General features: G+C 42.5%; 11 protein-coding genes and 2 pseudogenes. 9 read left to right on the top strand and 4 right to left on the bottom strand.

What is annotated here, in order from left to right; translation table 11 throughout:
* Nucleotides 1–154 precede the first annotated feature (154 nt).
* Complete coding sequence (locus tag RHS_RS06685) at nucleotides 155–1054, top strand: AraC family transcriptional regulator (protein ID WP_047832696.1); 900 nt, start codon at nucleotides 155–157, stop codon at nucleotides 1052–1054.
* Nucleotides 1055–1066: 12 nt separating this feature from the next.
* On the opposite strand, the gene RHS_RS06680 is transcribed toward RHS_RS06685, so the two are convergent.
* Entirely contained in the window at nucleotides 1067–3799 is a 2733-nt protein-coding gene (locus RHS_RS06680; RefSeq protein WP_395021588.1) for a YfhO family protein, read from the bottom strand.
* Between the two features lie 180 nt (nucleotides 3800–3979).
* Between RHS_RS06680 and RHS_RS06675 the strand changes: the two genes are divergently transcribed.
* From RHS_RS06675 to RHS_RS06640, 7 genes are all read left to right on the top strand, one after another.
* A complete protein-coding gene (locus tag RHS_RS06675; protein ID WP_047832694.1) occupies nucleotides 3980–5734 on the top strand; it encodes a S8 family peptidase in 1755 nt (584 codons plus the stop codon).
* Nucleotides 5735–5819: 85 nt separating this feature from the next.
* The gene (locus RHS_RS06670) at nucleotides 5820–6866 is read left to right on the top strand and encodes a LacI family DNA-binding transcriptional regulator (protein WP_047832693.1); all 1047 of its coding nucleotides are present in this window, start codon (nucleotides 5820–5822) and stop codon (nucleotides 6864–6866) included.
* Between the two features lie 384 nt (nucleotides 6867–7250).
* A complete protein-coding gene (locus RHS_RS06665; protein WP_395021585.1) occupies nucleotides 7251–9140 on the top strand; it encodes a beta-glucoside-specific PTS transporter subunit IIABC in 1890 nt (629 codons plus the stop codon).
* Nucleotides 9127–10407 (top strand): DUF4038 domain-containing protein, encoded by a 1281-nt coding sequence (locus RHS_RS06660; protein WP_395021582.1) that lies wholly within the window; start codon nucleotides 9127–9129, stop codon nucleotides 10405–10407. Before RHS_RS06665 ends, RHS_RS06660 begins: the two co-directional genes overlap by 14 nt.
* A gap of 16 nt (nucleotides 10408–10423) precedes the next feature.
* Nucleotides 10424–11830, top strand: coding sequence for a glycoside hydrolase family 1 protein (locus RHS_RS06655; RefSeq protein ID WP_047832691.1), 1407 nt, complete (start codon nucleotides 10424–10426; stop codon nucleotides 11828–11830).
* 993 nt (nucleotides 11831–12823) lie between these two features.
* Nucleotides 12824–13243, top strand: a complete 420-nt coding sequence (locus RHS_RS06645; RefSeq protein WP_027293389.1) for an HTH domain-containing protein — start codon at nucleotides 12824–12826, stop codon at nucleotides 13241–13243.
* 11 nt (nucleotides 13244–13254) lie between these two features.
* On the top strand, nucleotides 13255–14268 hold the full coding sequence (locus RHS_RS06640) for an IS3 family transposase (protein WP_047832689.1): 1014 nt from the start codon (nucleotides 13255–13257) through the stop codon (nucleotides 14266–14268).
* A 25-nt stretch (nucleotides 14269–14293) separates the two neighbouring features.
* Here the strand turns inward: RHS_RS06640 and RHS_RS30390 are convergent, their stop codons facing one another.
* Both RHS_RS30390 and RHS_RS30385 read right to left on the bottom strand, forming a co-directional pair.
* On the bottom strand, nucleotides 14294–14449 hold the full coding sequence (locus RHS_RS30390) for a hypothetical protein (protein ID WP_395021579.1): 156 nt from the start codon (nucleotides 14447–14449) through the stop codon (nucleotides 14294–14296).
* Between the two features lie 21 nt (nucleotides 14450–14470).
* Nucleotides 14471–14608, bottom strand: a pseudogene (locus RHS_RS30385) (DUF6783 domain-containing protein); the annotation flags it as partial.
* On the opposite strand from RHS_RS30385, the pseudogene RHS_RS30380 reads away from it, so the two are divergent.
* Nucleotides 14585–14635, top strand: a pseudogene (locus RHS_RS30380) (hypothetical protein); the annotation flags it as partial. The pseudogenes RHS_RS30385 and RHS_RS30380 overlap by 24 nt on opposite strands.
* A 55-nt stretch (nucleotides 14636–14690) precedes the next feature.
* Here RHS_RS30380 and uxaC read toward each other — a convergent pair.
* Nucleotides 14691–16097: a glucuronate isomerase gene (gene uxaC, locus RHS_RS06635; RefSeq protein ID WP_047832688.1), complete on the bottom strand. Its 1407-nt coding sequence runs from the start codon at nucleotides 16095–16097 to the stop codon at nucleotides 14691–14693.
* Nucleotides 16098–16192: the final 95 nt, after the last annotated feature.

Below are 16192 nucleotides of genomic sequence, written 5' to 3'. Positions count from 1 at the left end.
TGCTGTTCCTTTTACGGACCTTATGGTATTATATTACTAATATTTATTTGTTTATATAGTGATAATGTCATTTTTTATAAATATATTGTCAGAAAGCTCCCGAATAGGCTCACTAGTAAAGCCAGATCAGGCATAGTGCGAAAGGAATATGTAAATGGAAACACCTATTATAAAAACGGATCACACATTGAAGCAGTTAGAAGAACATGGAACCTCTATATATCCCATTCTGATATCCACCGGTCTTACCCTTAATCTGGATATGGGTATCGTCCCCTGGCATTGGCATAATGATTTTGAATTAACCTATGTTGAATCCGGTCATTTTCATTTTTCGGTAAGTTCTGATACTTTTGAGATGGGCCCCGGAGAAGCAGTTTTTATTAACTCCAAGGTTCTGCATCAGGTAAAACCTGCCCAGAATGAAAATCCGGTTTATTACAGCTATACTTTTGCACCGGAATTTATTTCAGAAACCATGCAAAGTTTAATAGCAGCCAAATATATTATTCCGCTTATGCAAAATGGCTGTGTTCCATATCATATTTTCAATCAATCCACTTCATGGGAAATGATCTGTCTGTCACATATACACAAACTGAATCAGGCGGCAGCTTCCAATGGTTTTGAAAGAGAATTTTTAGTACAGCATTCATTACAGCAGATATTTATTGATATGATACAAAACATTCCGGGGCTTTGTACTGCATCATCTTCACCGGTAGATTCCTCCCATTACAGCATTATGAAAATCATGCTGTATATTAAAAAACATTATACGGAATCAATTACCCTGGAAGATATGGCAAATGCCGCGAATATCAGCAAGAGCAGCTGTAACAGGCTTTTCCATCGAATCCTGAATATGACACCCTTTGGCTATCTTCTGGAATTCCGGATCAATCAAAGCAAGAAATTGTTAAAACAGGAAACCCAATCTATTACAGAAATAGCATACGCCTGTGGTTTCCATGACGCAAGCTACTACTGTAAGGCATTTCGCAAACAGAATGGAATCTCACCGGAAAAATACCGGAAAAATGACTGGACCTAGTGCCGCCTGGCACTAGGATCTCCTGTTCTGAAATTTCCGGTATCGTATAATAACTATAAAGGAAATGATGCCCAGCAGAGAACAAAAGATGCCTGCCCCCAAGCCGGGAGTAAAATACTTCAGTTCCACTTTATGCTCACCTGCATCCAGTAAAATTCCGGAATAAATAGTATTTACTCTGTAAAGTTCTGTTTTATTGCCATTCACATAGGCGCTCCAGCCCTTGGAATAAGGGATGGTCATACATAAGAGCCTGGAGGAATCCAAATGAATAGATCCCTTGATCCGGTTAGGCGAAAATACCGTATTTTTAAGATAATCCTGTTTCAAAAGGTTTATCTGCGAAATATAATGATCCATTGGCTGGCAGTTGACAATGATATCATCAAAGGTATAGGAACCTTTACGCTGAAATGTAATCGTGATCTCTTTCAAGGGACTGCTGCTGTAAGCAAAGTTTAAGAGATAGTTGTTTCGGCCTTCATACCAGCGGTATTCCGGAGTCAACACGGTCAGGCTTTTCGTAATATTGTTTGCTGCAGCAGTGATCTCGGCAGATGTTTCTGTACTTTTACTTTTGCTCTGAGTTTCTCCTTTATATTGGAGATTCTGGAAGATAAGGTAATTTTCAGAGTCCGGAATTCCATTAAAAACAAATGTTACCGATGCAGAAGGTTTTTTTACATAAAAGCTCCCGTTTTCATAAGTTACATTTTTAGAGGATTTTATTTTGTATGGCACTTTCAAATCGGTATATTGAACTTCCGCTTTTTTGAGATTACCGGTATCTGAATCCAGAACAGCAGCCTGAAGCATCGCAGCCTGTTTTTGTGTAGGGCTAAGCGATTCATAATCCGCTCTGGGAAGATAACTGTCATAAGTATATCCAAAGGGCAGCATATTCTGATTCTGGTATATTTGGCAGGCCGAGGTCCCGGCTTGAGGTGTTTGAAGCAATGCATAGCCGTAAAATGGATTTTCTTTTGTTGTGTTGTCGGTAACCTGATATTTCACATTTGCAAGGGAATCCAGAATAATGCGATTGTCCAATCCGCGATAGCAGTTAGTACTGCGAAAGGACCCTGATACTTCAAACAGAAATTTGCTCACATTTTCATCTGCTATACTATAATAAAAATCCATACCATTTAAGCCGTTTAGCAGGGCGGAGTTAGTACGGGAGATATTCGAAGCCTGTCCCATAAGTTCATAGCGGAAGAAATCAGGATCATTTAACTGATTTAGCGTGCTGAGCGGTTCATTCACAATGACAGAATAGGCTGCATCTCTGTTGTGGAATCTGCTTTCGTCCGGGTGTTCCGAATAAAATTGGTCAAATCCATAACATGCAATTCCTGCGGTAATCAATATGAGAATTGATAAATATGTTATTGGCTCGCGCAGACGAGGTCTAATAGACTGATTCTTATATAGAAAAGATATCAGTGGCAGAGCCAGAACTGTTAGTACCAGTAAAGTTCCAAATTTAAGAAAACTGTCCCCGGGGTTTCTTCCAATGGTATTGCAGAGTATGAGATAACAGACAGTGATGCATGCTAACAGTATAAATTTTTTCTTTGTTATATGTAAAAACTCAGGTATCATACACACCAGGATAAATGCCATCATAAAACAATATGCATAACTCCAACGGTTTATGGAATAGGAGAAAACATTAAAAATATGTCCAATGTAAGGTATTAACAGAAATCCTGTCAGGATCAGGAAGCAGACTTTCAGGTTCCGGTATTTTTTTCTCTGCATTAATAAAATGACAAGCGCAGGAAAGGTTATAATGGAGCAGCCAATGAAAGTCCAGTTCCCGGCACCCTGACCTGTAAAAATACCAAACAGAAGCTTTTTGTAGTAACTATATTGATAGAACAACGGTACGGCATTGTCCATGTTGAAGCGCCTGGTAGATAATGCGGCCAGGATACCGGGCAGTAATAAGATGCCGGAGAGCAGAACACCTGAAAAGTAATAACCACTAAAGCGTCCCAGACATAATAAAAAATGGTGTCCCCTGCGTTCTTTGTAATAATCAAAAAAGCGAACCACTGCATATATGAAAATTAAAATACTTAAGACGTAGAAAAAGTAAAAATTGCTGAGTGCTGAAATAAAGACCATGATTATAAAGAGATAAGGTGTTTTATTTTGAAATATTTTTTCGATTCCTATTAACAGGAAAGGCAGGTATATCATAGAATTAGCGAAAAAAGGGTGTGTTGTGGAAGCATACAGTGCATATGCAGAAAAAGTGTAGACAAATGCTCCGCAAATAGATGAGAGCCTATCTTTTTTCATAACACGGCAGTATAATAAAAATCCCAAACCTGAGAGATAGAGCCGCAGAATAATTAAAAATCCATATAAATACTCTGTTTTAGAAGCTGGAACAAGCGCTGAAAGCAGCGTAAGGGGATCTCCGATTACATAATAATTTAGAGTAGTGATTACGTCTGCACCAAATCCCAGCTTAGAATCCCATAGGGGGATAGACAGATTTCCCGTTTCAAAAAATGTTCTTAGGATTCCCCGTAAATACTTTCCATAGTAGCCAAGGGCAGAAAAATGCTGATTAAGGGCATCTCCATTAGAGACCAGAGATTTATTCTGAGAAAACAGGCAGAAAAAACATATGCCGCCGATCATTAAAAATAAAATACTGTATAATGCGTAATAGGGAATGCCAAAATCATCTTTACTTTTTGTGACGTTCTTTTTCATCGAAGATAGCATATTTATAAAACCTTTCTGATTTTTGTAAACGGGATCTTTTATTAATAAAATAATACCATAATTAACCAGTGAAGTATACAGATTTTTGGACTGCGTGCCGCCAAAAAGCGCTCTGGGAAGGTTAGTATGTTTCCAGCTAGTTCAGCATAGATTTTAAGAAAAGCAGTACGGGAGAATTACATGGAGTGCCAGAAAAATGTAGCATCAGAGGAATTTGCTGATTTTATTATTTCAAACAACACCTATGATTTAGACGGTGTCCTTAAGGATAATACGGGGGCATGTGCAGATTATGCGGACAGTCAGTTTTCTATCCTGTATGTTCCTATGGAAGATGCAGTCCCAATTACCACGCACAAATATAAATATTTTTTCATCCCGAAACTTTATACGCTACTAGACACATCAAGTCTGGAAGCTTCCGGTATTATTGAAACAATTAATCAGCCTGTTTTGAACCTGCGGGGGCAGGGCACCATTATAGGTTTTATTGATACGGGCATTGATTACCGGAATCCATTATTTAGGCATGTGGATGGAAGGTCCCGTATTTTAGGTATTTGGGATCAGAATCTGCCGTCTGAAAATGGAACTAATGAGCTGCCACCTGGAATACCGGGATTTACGGTAAATGATACAATTATTTATGGAACAGAATATACCAGCGAACAGATTAATCTGGCACTGGCTTCGGAACAGCCTCTGTCTGTTGTTCCAAGTATAGATGAAAACGGACATGGAACTTTTATTGCAGGCATAGCAGCCGGTTCGGAATCGGAAAATTCTGATTTTATCGGAGTAGCGCCTGAATGCAATATTGCAGTTGTAAAATTGAAAGAATCTAAAAAATATTTACGTGATTTTTACTGCATTCAGGATTCTGCTGTGGCATATCAGGAAAATGATATTATGATGGGGATAAAGTATTTGGCTCTTGTATCGGCACGCTATAGAATGCCTCTGGTTATCTGTATTGGGCTTGGAACTAATCTTGGAAGCCATGAAGGATCATCACCGCTTGGGCTTCTACTCAGGAGGGCAAATCTGATCACGGGATTTGCTTCTGTGGTAGCAACCGGGAATGAAGTGGGAAGACATCATCATTTTCTTGGAAATATAACATCGAATATGGAGTACGAAGATGTTGAATTGCTTGTGGGGACGGATGAAAAAGGATTCGTAATGGAGCTTTGGGCATCCACTCCTGAACTTTATACCGTAGGATTTGTATCACCCGGAGGACAGGTCATTCAAAGGCTGCCGCTAGATTCAGAAAATGATACTCTGGTTACCTTCACATTAGAAAATACACAGATTTCCGTTCATTATGGAATTTCGGAGCAAGGATCCGGGAGCCAGTTTATTATGATGCGTTTTGTGTCGCCGACTCATGGGATATGGAGGATTCGGGTATATAATTCTCTTTATATTACAGGCAGTTATCATATGTGGCTTCCAATAACTGGGTTTATTACAGAACATACAGTTTTTTTGAATCCTGATCCATTTACCACAATTACCGAGCCGGGAAATACGTACAGCAGCATAACGGTAGGTGCTTATAATCACAGGGACGGCAGCCTTTATATTCATACAGGTTATGGATTTAACAGGGTTAACTTTTTGAAACCAAATCTGGTGGCTCCCGGGGTGGACGTATATGGTCCGGGGATTTCCGGTGTCCTGTCAGAGTCAGGAATTCCCATGACATATCAGTCGGGTAGCTCAATTGCGGCAGCCCATGTGGCAGGTGCAGCTGCAGTTTTGATGTCGTGGGGAATTGTGCAGGGACATAATCTCAGTATGAATTCTGCTTCCATCAAGACTTATCTGTTACGGGGAGCCGATCGGAATCCGGCTTATATTTATCCCAACAGAGAGTGGGGAATGGGAGTGTTGAATTTATACCAGTCAATACTCAGGCTGAGGGAATGATTGGAAACAGTTAGCGATAGGATATTTAATGGAATTATGATACAATGGACAAAACAACAGATAAATATAGGTAAAAGGAGTAGGAATGCGTTTAAAAGCCAAAGACATTGCAAAAGCACTGAAAGTATCCCCGGCAACGGTTTCCCTGGCATTAAATGACCGGCCGGGTGTAAATGAGGAAACCAAAAAGAAAATACTGGAATATGCAGACCGGATGCAGATGCTGTATAAAGAAGAAAGACTGAGTGGATGCGCGGTGGATAAAGGGATGGTGCTGATGCTTAATTACGTCAAACATGGGGTGATTCTTGAACGCAGCACCAGTAAAAGCGGAGAAATTTTTATGGAGGAGCTGGAGCGTGTTGTCAATCGGAACGGATATCAGTTTCTGCACATGACTTTTCATGAAAAAAAAGAAAATCTGGAAAACCTGATAAAGAAATGTAAGGATAAAAATGTCAGGGGAATATATATTATGGCTGCTGAAATGCTGCAGAGTGATATTTATCCATTTCTCCAAATGAAGATTCCCATTGTTGTGGGGGATAATCTGTTCTATGACCAGGGATTGGACAGCTATCTGGTAGACAACCGGGAGGGAATCCGACGGGGTGTGGATTATCTGGTTGATAAAGGGCACAGCCATATTGTTTATTTAGCGGAGAATATCGATATTTTTAATTTTGTAGAACGGCGGGAAGCATTTATCCTGGAGATGGCAAAGCGGGAATGCGGGGATGCGTGCAACCGGATCAGGCACCTGGGGAATACAGTTGCTGAGGTTTATGAGTCCATGGTCAAATATCTGGATGAAGGAATCTTTCGTACTACGGCTTTTATTTTGGAGAGTTCGGTGATTTCACTGGGAGTCAGCAAAGCACTTCTGGAGAGGCAGATCCGGATTCCAAGGGATGTTTCCCTGGTGGGATTCGATGCACTGCCTCCGGTTAGTCTTCTCGGAATTAATCTGACGCTTATAAAAGGAACGCATACAAAGCGCCATCTGGCGGCAGTCAAGCACCTGCTGCGTCATATGGAAGAAGCGGAAGAAGAGACTGTCAGAATCTATTATAAAACCAGAATTCTGGAAGGGGACAGTGTTTTCGATAAAACTAAGTATATTTATTCCTAAAGCCTGTCTGATAATTCAATTCTGCTATGAAATTCCGCCACGCCCCATCTTTACGTACACTCCCCCGGCTACAAAGCATCCCTTTCTCAACGAAACCTCTATTTAATGTTTTATAATTACTTTCTAACAATGCTGTACGGTATATTATAGCAACAACATGCTTTTAAAGAAAATTTAAAAGCATGTTGTTTTTTTACAAATTTTTTAAAATATCTGTTCGTTTTTGGGAGAAAATTAGCATATAGATAGAAAAATCCAGAGGGGATTGTATGTGGAATTGAGAAATGCTAAAATTCAGACAAATAAGATTTGAGCATTTTAAAACATGCTCTGGCGCGCATCTTAAAGAAACAATTCATGCAGTTGATTTTAGGAGGAGAGATCATGGCAAAGAAAAATTATGATGATTTGTCAAAAAAGATAGAGACCTTTGTAGGCGGGTCTGAAAATGTAATTTCTTTATTTCATTGTGCAACGCGTCTTCGTTTTAAAGTGAAGGATGGCAGCAGGGTAGATAAAAAAAGACTGGGTCAGCTGGAAGGCGTCATTAAGGTCATTGACAGCGGCGGGCAGATACAGGTTGTAATCGGAAACCAGGTTGCAGATGTATACGAGGCAATTCTGAAAAATACGAAAATTAAGGCACAGGATGAAGCGGAAGAAGTGGAGAACAGGGGAAAGAAAAACATTCTGAATCTGTTCATGGAAACGGTCTCCGGAATCTTTGCACCGATTCTGGCAGCTATGTGCGGAGCAGGTATGCTAAAGGGAATCCTGATCTTGTGTACTACACTGGGCTGGCTGACGGCAGATATGGGAACTTACCGCATTTTGTATGCAGCCGCAGATGGAGTATTTACATTTTTACCTGTATTTCTGGCGTTTACTGCTGCTAAGAAATTTCACGCAGACCAATATGTATCCGTAGGTATTGCGGCAGCACTGGTATATCCGGATATTACGGCGGCCTATTCTGCAGGAGAGGCCCTGACTTTTATGAATATACCTGTGGTATTGGTAAGTTATACTTCTTCCGTTATTCCAATTATCATTTCTATTTATGTATTATCTAAATTAGAAAAGGGATTGAAACATATTCTCCCTGAAATTTGTAAACGGTTTATGACACCCTTACTCAGCCTGGTTATTATGGTACCGACCACGTATCTGGTAATTGGCCCGGTTGCGGATTTTGCAGGGAATCTCCTGGCATCTGGTTATACAGGCATGGTTGGCTTCAGTCCGATCATTGCAGGATTTGTGCTGGGGCTGCTATGGCCGGCAGTGGTTATGTTTGGACTCCATTGGGGATTTGCTCCAATTGTATTTAATAATATAGCAGAATATGGAAGGGATACTTTATTTACCATAACAGGACCGAATAATATGGCACAGGCAGGTGCAACTTTAGGTGTATTTTTAAAGACAAAGAATAAAGAGTTAAAATCGCTTTCCGGATCTGCAGCATTATCAGCTGTACTTGCCGGTGTTACAGAGCCGGCAATTTACGGTATAACATTAAAATATAAAAAACCATTTTTTATTGGAGCCGTATTTTCCGGAATTGCAGGAGCAATTGTGGCAGCCAGCGGAGCAGGAGCCCCCACGCTGTTATCCACCAGTATTCTGACACTGCCGGGATATATTGGTAAAGGCTTTGCTGGATTTTGTATCGCTTGCGCCATCGCATATTTTGGTTCTGCGATTGTAACGTATTTATTTGGATTCCAGGACAATATGATACTGGAGCCGGACAAAAATTCTATAGCGGAAGACGCAGGGACAGATAGCAGCGGCAAGCAGGAAGCAGAGATTAAATCCCCTGTAAATGGAAAAGTTATTCTGCTCTCCGAAGTTAAAGACGAAGCTTTCGCAGCTGAAGCACTCGGGAAAGGGATTGCAATTGTTCCTCGGGACGGTAAAATCTGTGCGCCATGTGATGGTGTGGTAAGCGCTTTGTTCCCTACCGGACATGCTGTAGGCATTACATCAGCAGAAGGGGCAGAAGTCCTGATTCATGTGGGAATGGACACCGTGAAATTAAATGGAGCAGGATTTACCGTACATGTTTCTGAGGGGCAGAGGATAAAAGCCGGAGATCTCCTGATGGAAGCAGACCTGGAAGTGATTAAGAGAGCCGGATATGATACCACTACTCCAGTCATTATCACTAATACAGAGGAATATTCAGAAGTAAAATCAGCCGGTGAAGGAATGGTAAAAGCAGGAGATCCTGTAATCATGTTGAAAATGCGGGGTAATGAAATTGAGTAGGGTAGAGATTCATCAGAATGGAAGTAATTTTATATTGAATGGAAAGCCTTTCTTTTACCTGGGCGATACGATCTGGAGTGCTTTTACCAACGTAAGCCTGGAAGAATGGGAGTATTACCTGAGCATTAGAAAGGCACAGGGCTTTACCGTGCTTCAGATCAATACCCTGCCTCAGTGGGACCGTTGTATATCGGATATCGGTTTGTATCCGTTTCCAACCAAAGACGGACATAAATTTGACTTTTCAAAGTGGAATCAGGATTATTATGAACGGGCAAAAAAGATGTGCCGCATGGCGGTGGATCAGGGATTCCAGCTTGCCCTGGTCGTACTGTGGCTGAATTATGTACCTGGTACATGGGGAAGCAGAATGCTGGATATGAATGTAATGCCAGCAGAATTTGTGGAAGACTATACCAAAAAAGTGATTTCAGAATTTGATGATTTTGAACCTATTTATGTAGTAAGCGGGGATACGGATTTTGATACCCCGGAGGCAAAAGCATATTATGGAACAGCCCTGAAGATCCTCTGTGAAAACAGCCCGGATTCCCTGAAAACCATGCATATCAAAAGGGGATATGATGTGATACCGGAAGAATTTCTGGATAAGATTGACTTTTATATGTTTCAGTCCGGTCATAATGCCAGGGAGCAGCAGATGGCCTATGTGCTTTCGGAACGTTTCCGGGAAAAATATCCGAAGAAACCTATGATAAATGCAGAACCCTGTTATGAACAGATGGGATTTAGCAGGCAGGAATACGGGCGGTTTGAGGCAGTGGATATCCGAAAAGCAGCATGGAGCAGCGTTTTATCCGGTGCCTGTGCAGGAGTAACTTACGGGGCCCATGGTATCTGGAACTGGCAGAAGGTAAACTGCCCGAAAAATCCGGTTCTGGGTGAAGGTTTTGATGAACCGCTGCCCTGGCAGGAAGCTATTAAATTTCCTGGGGCGTGGGATTACGGATTTATCCGGTTTAAACTGGAGGAGTATGGGATACAGGAGCTGATTCCGCAAAATACCTGCCTGGAAAATCCTTCATCGGACATCCGTATGGCGGCAGCAGAAGAACACTATCTGATTTATCTGCCTTATAATACAAAAGTGGTTCTCGGAATGGAACTCAGAGGTTACAGAGCAAAAGCTTTCGATCTGGAAACCAGATATGTGGCATGCGCGGAGATGAATATAAAGGATGGCAGCACTGTCATATCCATGCATCCGTTCCATAAAGATGTATTGCTGATACTGGAAAAGAAATAGCACAGGAGGTGTAAGTATGTGTGAATTTCCAAAAAATTTTCTTTGGGGAGGGGCAGTTGCCGCTAACCAATGTGAAGGTGCTTATAAAGAAGACGGTAAGGGACTGTCCATTCAGGATGTCCTGCCCCGGGGAATCCGGGGGGACAGAACGGCAGTTCCAACAGAGGATAACAAAAAATTAATTGGAATTGATTTTTATCACCGTTATCAGGAAGATATCAGGCTGTTTGCGGAAATGGGGTTTCAGGTATTTCGAACCTCGATTGCCTGGAGCCGGATATTTCCAAATGGTGATGAAGAAGAGCCTAACGAAAAAGGACTGCAATTTTATGATCGTCTATTTGACGAATGCCATAAATACGGAATGGAACCACTCGTTACCATATCTCATTATGAGACGCCATTGTATCTGGCGGAACATTATAACGGATGGGCAGACAGGAAGCTGATCCAATTTTATGAGCGTTATGTCAGAACCCTGTTTGAACGGTTTGGGAGTAAGGTAAAATACTGGCTTACATTTAATGAGATTAATTCTGTGCTTCATGCCCCATTTATGAGCGGCGGCATCCATACACCGGCAGAAAAACTGACGGAACAGGAGCTTTATCAGGCGGCGCACCATGAGCTGGTTGCCAGTGCCCTGGCAACGAAAATAGCACATGAGATAATGCCGGAGGCAAAGATCGGATGCATGATTTTAAGTATGCCGATGTATCCTTTAACCCCATCGCCGGATGATATGATACAGGTAATGGAAGAGGAACACAAAAACTACTTTTTTGGAGATGTTCATGTAAGAGGAACCTATCCCGGATATATGAAGCGATATTTCAGAGAACAGAATATTCAGATCCACTTTGAGCCGGAAGATGAAGAAATCCTGAAACATACCGTAGATTTTGTATCGTTTAGTTACTATATGAGTGTCTGTGCCACAGCCGATAAAGAGAAACAGAAAAAGGGCAACGGCAATTTGCTGGGTGGGGTACCGAATCCTACTTTAGAGGCATCCCAGTGGGGATGGCAGATTGATCCGAAAGGGCTGCGCTATGTGCTGAATATGTTCTATGACCGTTATCAAAAGCCCCTGTTTGTTGTAGAAAATGGACTGGGTGCAGTGGATTTACTCATTGAAGACGAGCATGGGAATAAGACTGTGGAAGACGATTATCGAATTCAATACCTGCAAGACCATCTGGTGCAGCTTCGTGAAGCAATCGAAGACGGTGTGGAGGTTCTGGGCTATACAACCTGGGGATGCATTGACCTTGTCAGCGCTTCCACCGCAGAATTGAAAAAACGTTACGGTTTTATCTATGTGGACCGGAACGATGATGGAAGCGGGACACTGGACAGATATAAGAAAAAGAGTTTTTATTGGTATAAGAAAGTAATCCAAAGTAATGGGAGGATATTGTGAAATTTACTTTATCCATACTACAGCGAACAGTTTAATTGGTGGCTTATGGCTCACTATCCAGACTATGATATGAGCATAACTTGAAACTGAGACTTCCTGTAAGATTATTATATTTGGGTTTAGCTGATTAAGACGCTTTGTAGATGTAGGTAGTGTACGGAAAGAGAAGGGGACGGACCAGGACATTGGTTTGGAAGGCTTACCGCAGAACTGGCATTTTCTAACCTTCCCAGAGCACTTTTTGGCGGCACGCGGGCATTCGCTCCGAAATCCTGATGCATTTCGCAGCTCACTGCCCGCTTACAATCCGATGGGAGCCAGTCGAATTGTATCCGCCAAAAAGCACTCCGGGAAGGTAAGTAAATGCTCAGCTCTGCTATACGCCTCCCAAACCAATGTCCTGGTCCGTCCCCCTTCTCTTTCCGGGATGCAGTTTATTGATACAAAGCTGGTTTTCTCAGCAGGGTGGGGCCCCGGGGTTGTGGCATGCCGGACGCGATTGGCATAAAGCAACTGATCTTGAGAACGGAATTTGTTTTTCATTCTGTAACCAGAAAAACGAACAAACTTTCATCTTCTCTTACGCAAACAGCCGAAACATACTGCGCAGTATCCAATAAAGAACAGCCTGCCACAACCCAGGGGTTACAACCTGCTGAGAAAACCAGCTTTGTATCAACGAATGCTATCTCGGAAAGATGGGTGTGGGAAACTGGTATGGGCGGAGGAAGCGTAGAGCAGAGCTGAGTATTTTATAATGTACCCATAAGTATGGACACATCATTTAGCGGGGCTCCCATTTTTTTAGACATCCCTTCCCATTAGTTCCATATAAATGGACACCCCCTCACCTTTCAGAACCCCAATTGTGGACATGCCTTGCTGGTATACCCTGCTTCTGGGACAACTGGCTTGGATGATTGCTGAGGCCTCTTTTGGCTTAGACACCTCTCTTGGCTTATGGTATTCTTATCTAAGAACAGGAGGAATACCATGACCAAAAACCCTTTTACCAATGAACAAATGCTGCTGCTTCGTCAAAATCCTTACACCTACAAGGTGTCCAAATTCCAATTAACCTTTACCAGGGAGTTCAAGGAGATCTTTTACTCGGAATACCAGTTAGGGGAGATTCCGCGGCAGATCCTCGCAGATCATGGCTATGATCCTGCCGTCCTTGGGGACCGCAGGGTATGGAGCATTGCCAGACACATTCGGGAACAGTACGATAAATATGGCGGGTTTCACCAAGGACATTCCCCTCACAGGATGCAAAGCTCCGTCTCCCCGGCTGCTGATCTGCCGCCATCCGAAAAGGATGAATTAAAACAGCTTCGGCATGAGGTTGATTATCTGAAACAGGAAGTTGAGTTCTTAAAAAAAATTTCCTCACTCAGGACTACAAGGAAGTAGGTGCTCTGCTTATGAACGACTCTTCCTGTATATTTGAGATTATCCAGCAAACGATCCAGCAAAGCGCGAATTCCCTTTCTGCCAAAGAACTCTGTTCCATAGCCGGTGTTTCCAGAAGCGGTTATTACGCCTGGATAAAGGCAGCTCCTGTCCGTGCGCTTCAGGAACAGAAGGACCGGGAGGATTTTGATCTGGTTCTGGCCGCTTACAGGCTGCATGGTTATGCCAAAGGGGCCAGGGGCATCTATATGGAACTGCTCCATATGACCCCGCCGGTGATCATGAACCTGAAAAAGATCCGCAGGCTGATGGAAAAGTTCCACCTCTCCTGTCCATACCGAGGCCCAAATCCATATAAAAGAATGGCAAAGGCACTAAGAACCAGCAATGTAGCGGACAACCTGCTAAACCGTGAGTTCGAATGTTATGGACCAAGAATAGTCTTGTTGACGGATATCACTTATCTGTCCTATAGCGGATCCTTTGCCTACCTGTCAACCATCCTGGATGCCTTTACCAGGCAGATACTTTCTTATGTGCTCAGTGACTCCCTGGAAGTGGATTTTGTTCTTGAAACGGTCAATAAACTGGTGGCCGATCATGGGATCTCACTTCAAGCAGAAACAATCATCCACAGTGATCAGGGGTGCCATTACACCAGCCAAAGTTTTCTTCATATACTTTATAACAAGAAGCTGCGCCAGTCCATGTCCCGGCGTGGCAACTGCTGGGACAATGCGCCCCAGGAGAGTTTCTTTGGGCATATGAAGGACCATATCAAGGCAAAACTGGCTGAATGCGTAAGCTTTGTAGAGGTACAGTCTGTCATTGATGACTACATGGCTTATTATAATAATCAGCGGTACCAATGGCATCTGGCGAAGCTTGCACCCAATGAGTTTTATAAATTTGTCATCACTGGAGAATATCCACTGGATGTTCCCAAAATACCTGCGCATCCGGTCATAGCCAAAAAACCGGAAGAACTTGGATGCCAATTATATCAGAAAAATACGGATAGTTAAAAAATTTCATAGAATACCATGACATTTAAAGAGGTGTACCTGTATGCAGGATACTTTGGAAGTAAAGGTGCGAAAAAAGTGCCCCACTTTTTAAAATGTCTTCGGAAAGGTTAGAAAATACCAGTTCTGCGGCCAGCTGACGGAGCCCATGCCAGTTTCCCACACCCATCTTTCCGTACACTACCTACATCTACAAAGCGTCTTAATCAGCTAAACCCAAATTCAAGAAATTGTTTGCTGTAGTACTAGAGCGTGTTTGAAAATTCATTCCTGCCATCTGCACGCCCCACTTTGCGGCATATTTGCCCCGAATTCAGGTTACGTAGCCCGCTACGCGCCCTTCATCCGGAACAAATCTCCCACAAACTGTGACGCACAGGTGCCAGAAAGCAATTTTAAAACACGCTCTAGAGCGATCGGGATTAATCGAAAATTCCAAAATAAGCAGCTGCATTCCCATAACAGATATCCTGCACAACTTTTCCAAGGTACGCCATGTCGGATGGGTATTCACCATCTTCCACCCAGGTGCCCAGTTTCCCGCATAGAATTCTTCGGAAATATTCGTGTCGCGGGAAGGATAAGAAGCTTCTGGAGTCGGTCAGCATTCCGATAAATGTGGGCAGAATTCCAACATTTGCAAGATCCTCCAGATGCTTTTCCATACCTGTTTTATGGTCGTTAAACCACCATGCCGCACCCAGCTGTACCTTTCCTTTCATCTGTCCGCCCTGGAAATTTCCCGCCATAACTGCCAGCATCTCCATATCGTTGGGATTCAGGCAATACAACACAGTCTTAGGCAGTTCGTCTGTTTTATCCATACTATTCAGCAATGCGCTGATATCAGGAGCATAGTGAAAATCATTCATTCCGTCAAATCCGCTGTCTGCACCTGTAATTTCAAACATTCTGGATGAATTATTGCGGAGAGCACCGATATGCAGCTGCATAACCATTTGGCGCCTGTGATATTCACGTCCAAGAGCACTTAGCAGAAAACCACGGTATTTTGCATATTCCGTATCACTGATTTCTTTACCAGCCAGTTTTTTCTGATAAATAAAATCTGCCTCATCTCCTTCCGAATACCGGTATATATTGCACTCCAGGCTGTGATCACTTACCAGACAACCCATCTGCCCAAAAAAGTCCAATCGTTCCTTTAATGCGTCCAGCAAAAGATCGATGGATGTCAGTTCATATCCAACTTTTTCCCCAAGTTCTTTTACATACAGTACGAAATCTTCTTTCTCCAAAGCAATCGCTCTGTCCGGACGAAAGGTGGGCATAACCTGTATTTGAAAATGCTCGTCTCTCAGCTTTTTGTGGTATTCTAGGTCTTCCAATGGGTCATTTGTCGTACATAATGCTCTTACATTCTGCATACGAAGCAGGTTTCGAACCGAGTATTCTTTCATTCCCAGCAACTCATTGCATTTATCCCAGACCTCTTTTGCATTTTCAGGCATTAAAGGCTCATGAATATCAAAATACCGCTGTAATTCCAGATGCGTCCAGTGATAAAGTGGATTTCCAATAGCCGCCTGAATTGTTTCCGCCCAGGCTTTAAACTTCTCGTAGTCATTTCCTTTGATTCCGGTAATGTGCTCTTCCGGAATACCAAATGCACGCATGGCTCTCCATTTGTAATGGTCCCCTCCAAGCCATACCTGGGCTATGTTTTCATAACACCGGTCTTCATAAATTTCCCGGGCACTCAGATGATTATGAAAATCAAAAATTGGCATTTCTTTTGCATAACTATGATACAGCGTTTTTGCCGTATCACTTTTTAATAGAAAATCTTCGTCTAAAAATTGTTTCATTTTATCCTCCCTGCCATTCCATAGATCGTTCTTAAAAATATTTCTACCTGGCTGGTTGTTACCGCCTTGTGGGATGCAGCCAGACAGGTGCAATG

Source organism: Robinsoniella sp. RHS, from assembly GCF_001029355.1.
In the GTDB taxonomy this organism is placed as follows: Bacteria; Bacillota; Clostridia; order Lachnospirales; family Lachnospiraceae; genus Robinsoniella; species Robinsoniella peoriensis.
The sequence above is the reverse complement of the archived record's forward strand: the minus strand, read 5'-3'. Positions and strand labels throughout refer to the sequence as shown.

What these genes read in the sequence shown, in the direction of transcription:
- uxaC (WP_047832688.1), bottom strand. Translation starts at nt 16,097, where the DNA reads ATGAAACAATTTTTAGACGAAGATTTTCTATTAAAAAGTGATACGGCA.
- RHS_RS06640 (WP_047832689.1), top strand. Translation starts at nt 13,255, where the DNA reads ATGAACGACTCTTCCTGTATATTTGAGATTATCCAGCAAACGATCCAG.
- RHS_RS06680 (WP_395021588.1), bottom strand. Translation starts at nt 3,799, where the DNA reads ATGCTATCTTCGATGAAAAAGAACGTCACAAAAAGTAAAGATGATTTT.
- RHS_RS06675 (WP_047832694.1), top strand. Translation starts at nt 3,980, where the DNA reads ATGGAGTGCCAGAAAAATGTAGCATCAGAGGAATTTGCTGATTTTATT.
- RHS_RS06645 (WP_027293389.1), top strand. Translation starts at nt 12,824, where the DNA reads ATGACCAAAAACCCTTTTACCAATGAACAAATGCTGCTGCTTCGTCAA.
- RHS_RS06660 (WP_395021582.1), top strand. Translation starts at nt 9,127, where the DNA reads ATGAAATTGAGTAGGGTAGAGATTCATCAGAATGGAAGTAATTTTATA.
- RHS_RS06655 (WP_047832691.1), top strand. Translation starts at nt 10,424, where the DNA reads ATGTGTGAATTTCCAAAAAATTTTCTTTGGGGAGGGGCAGTTGCCGCT.
- RHS_RS06670 (WP_047832693.1), top strand. Translation starts at nt 5,820, where the DNA reads ATGCGTTTAAAAGCCAAAGACATTGCAAAAGCACTGAAAGTATCCCCG.
- RHS_RS06685 (WP_047832696.1), top strand. Translation starts at nt 155, where the DNA reads ATGGAAACACCTATTATAAAAACGGATCACACATTGAAGCAGTTAGAA.
- RHS_RS06665 (WP_395021585.1), top strand. Translation starts at nt 7,251, where the DNA reads ATGGCAAAGAAAAATTATGATGATTTGTCAAAAAAGATAGAGACCTTT.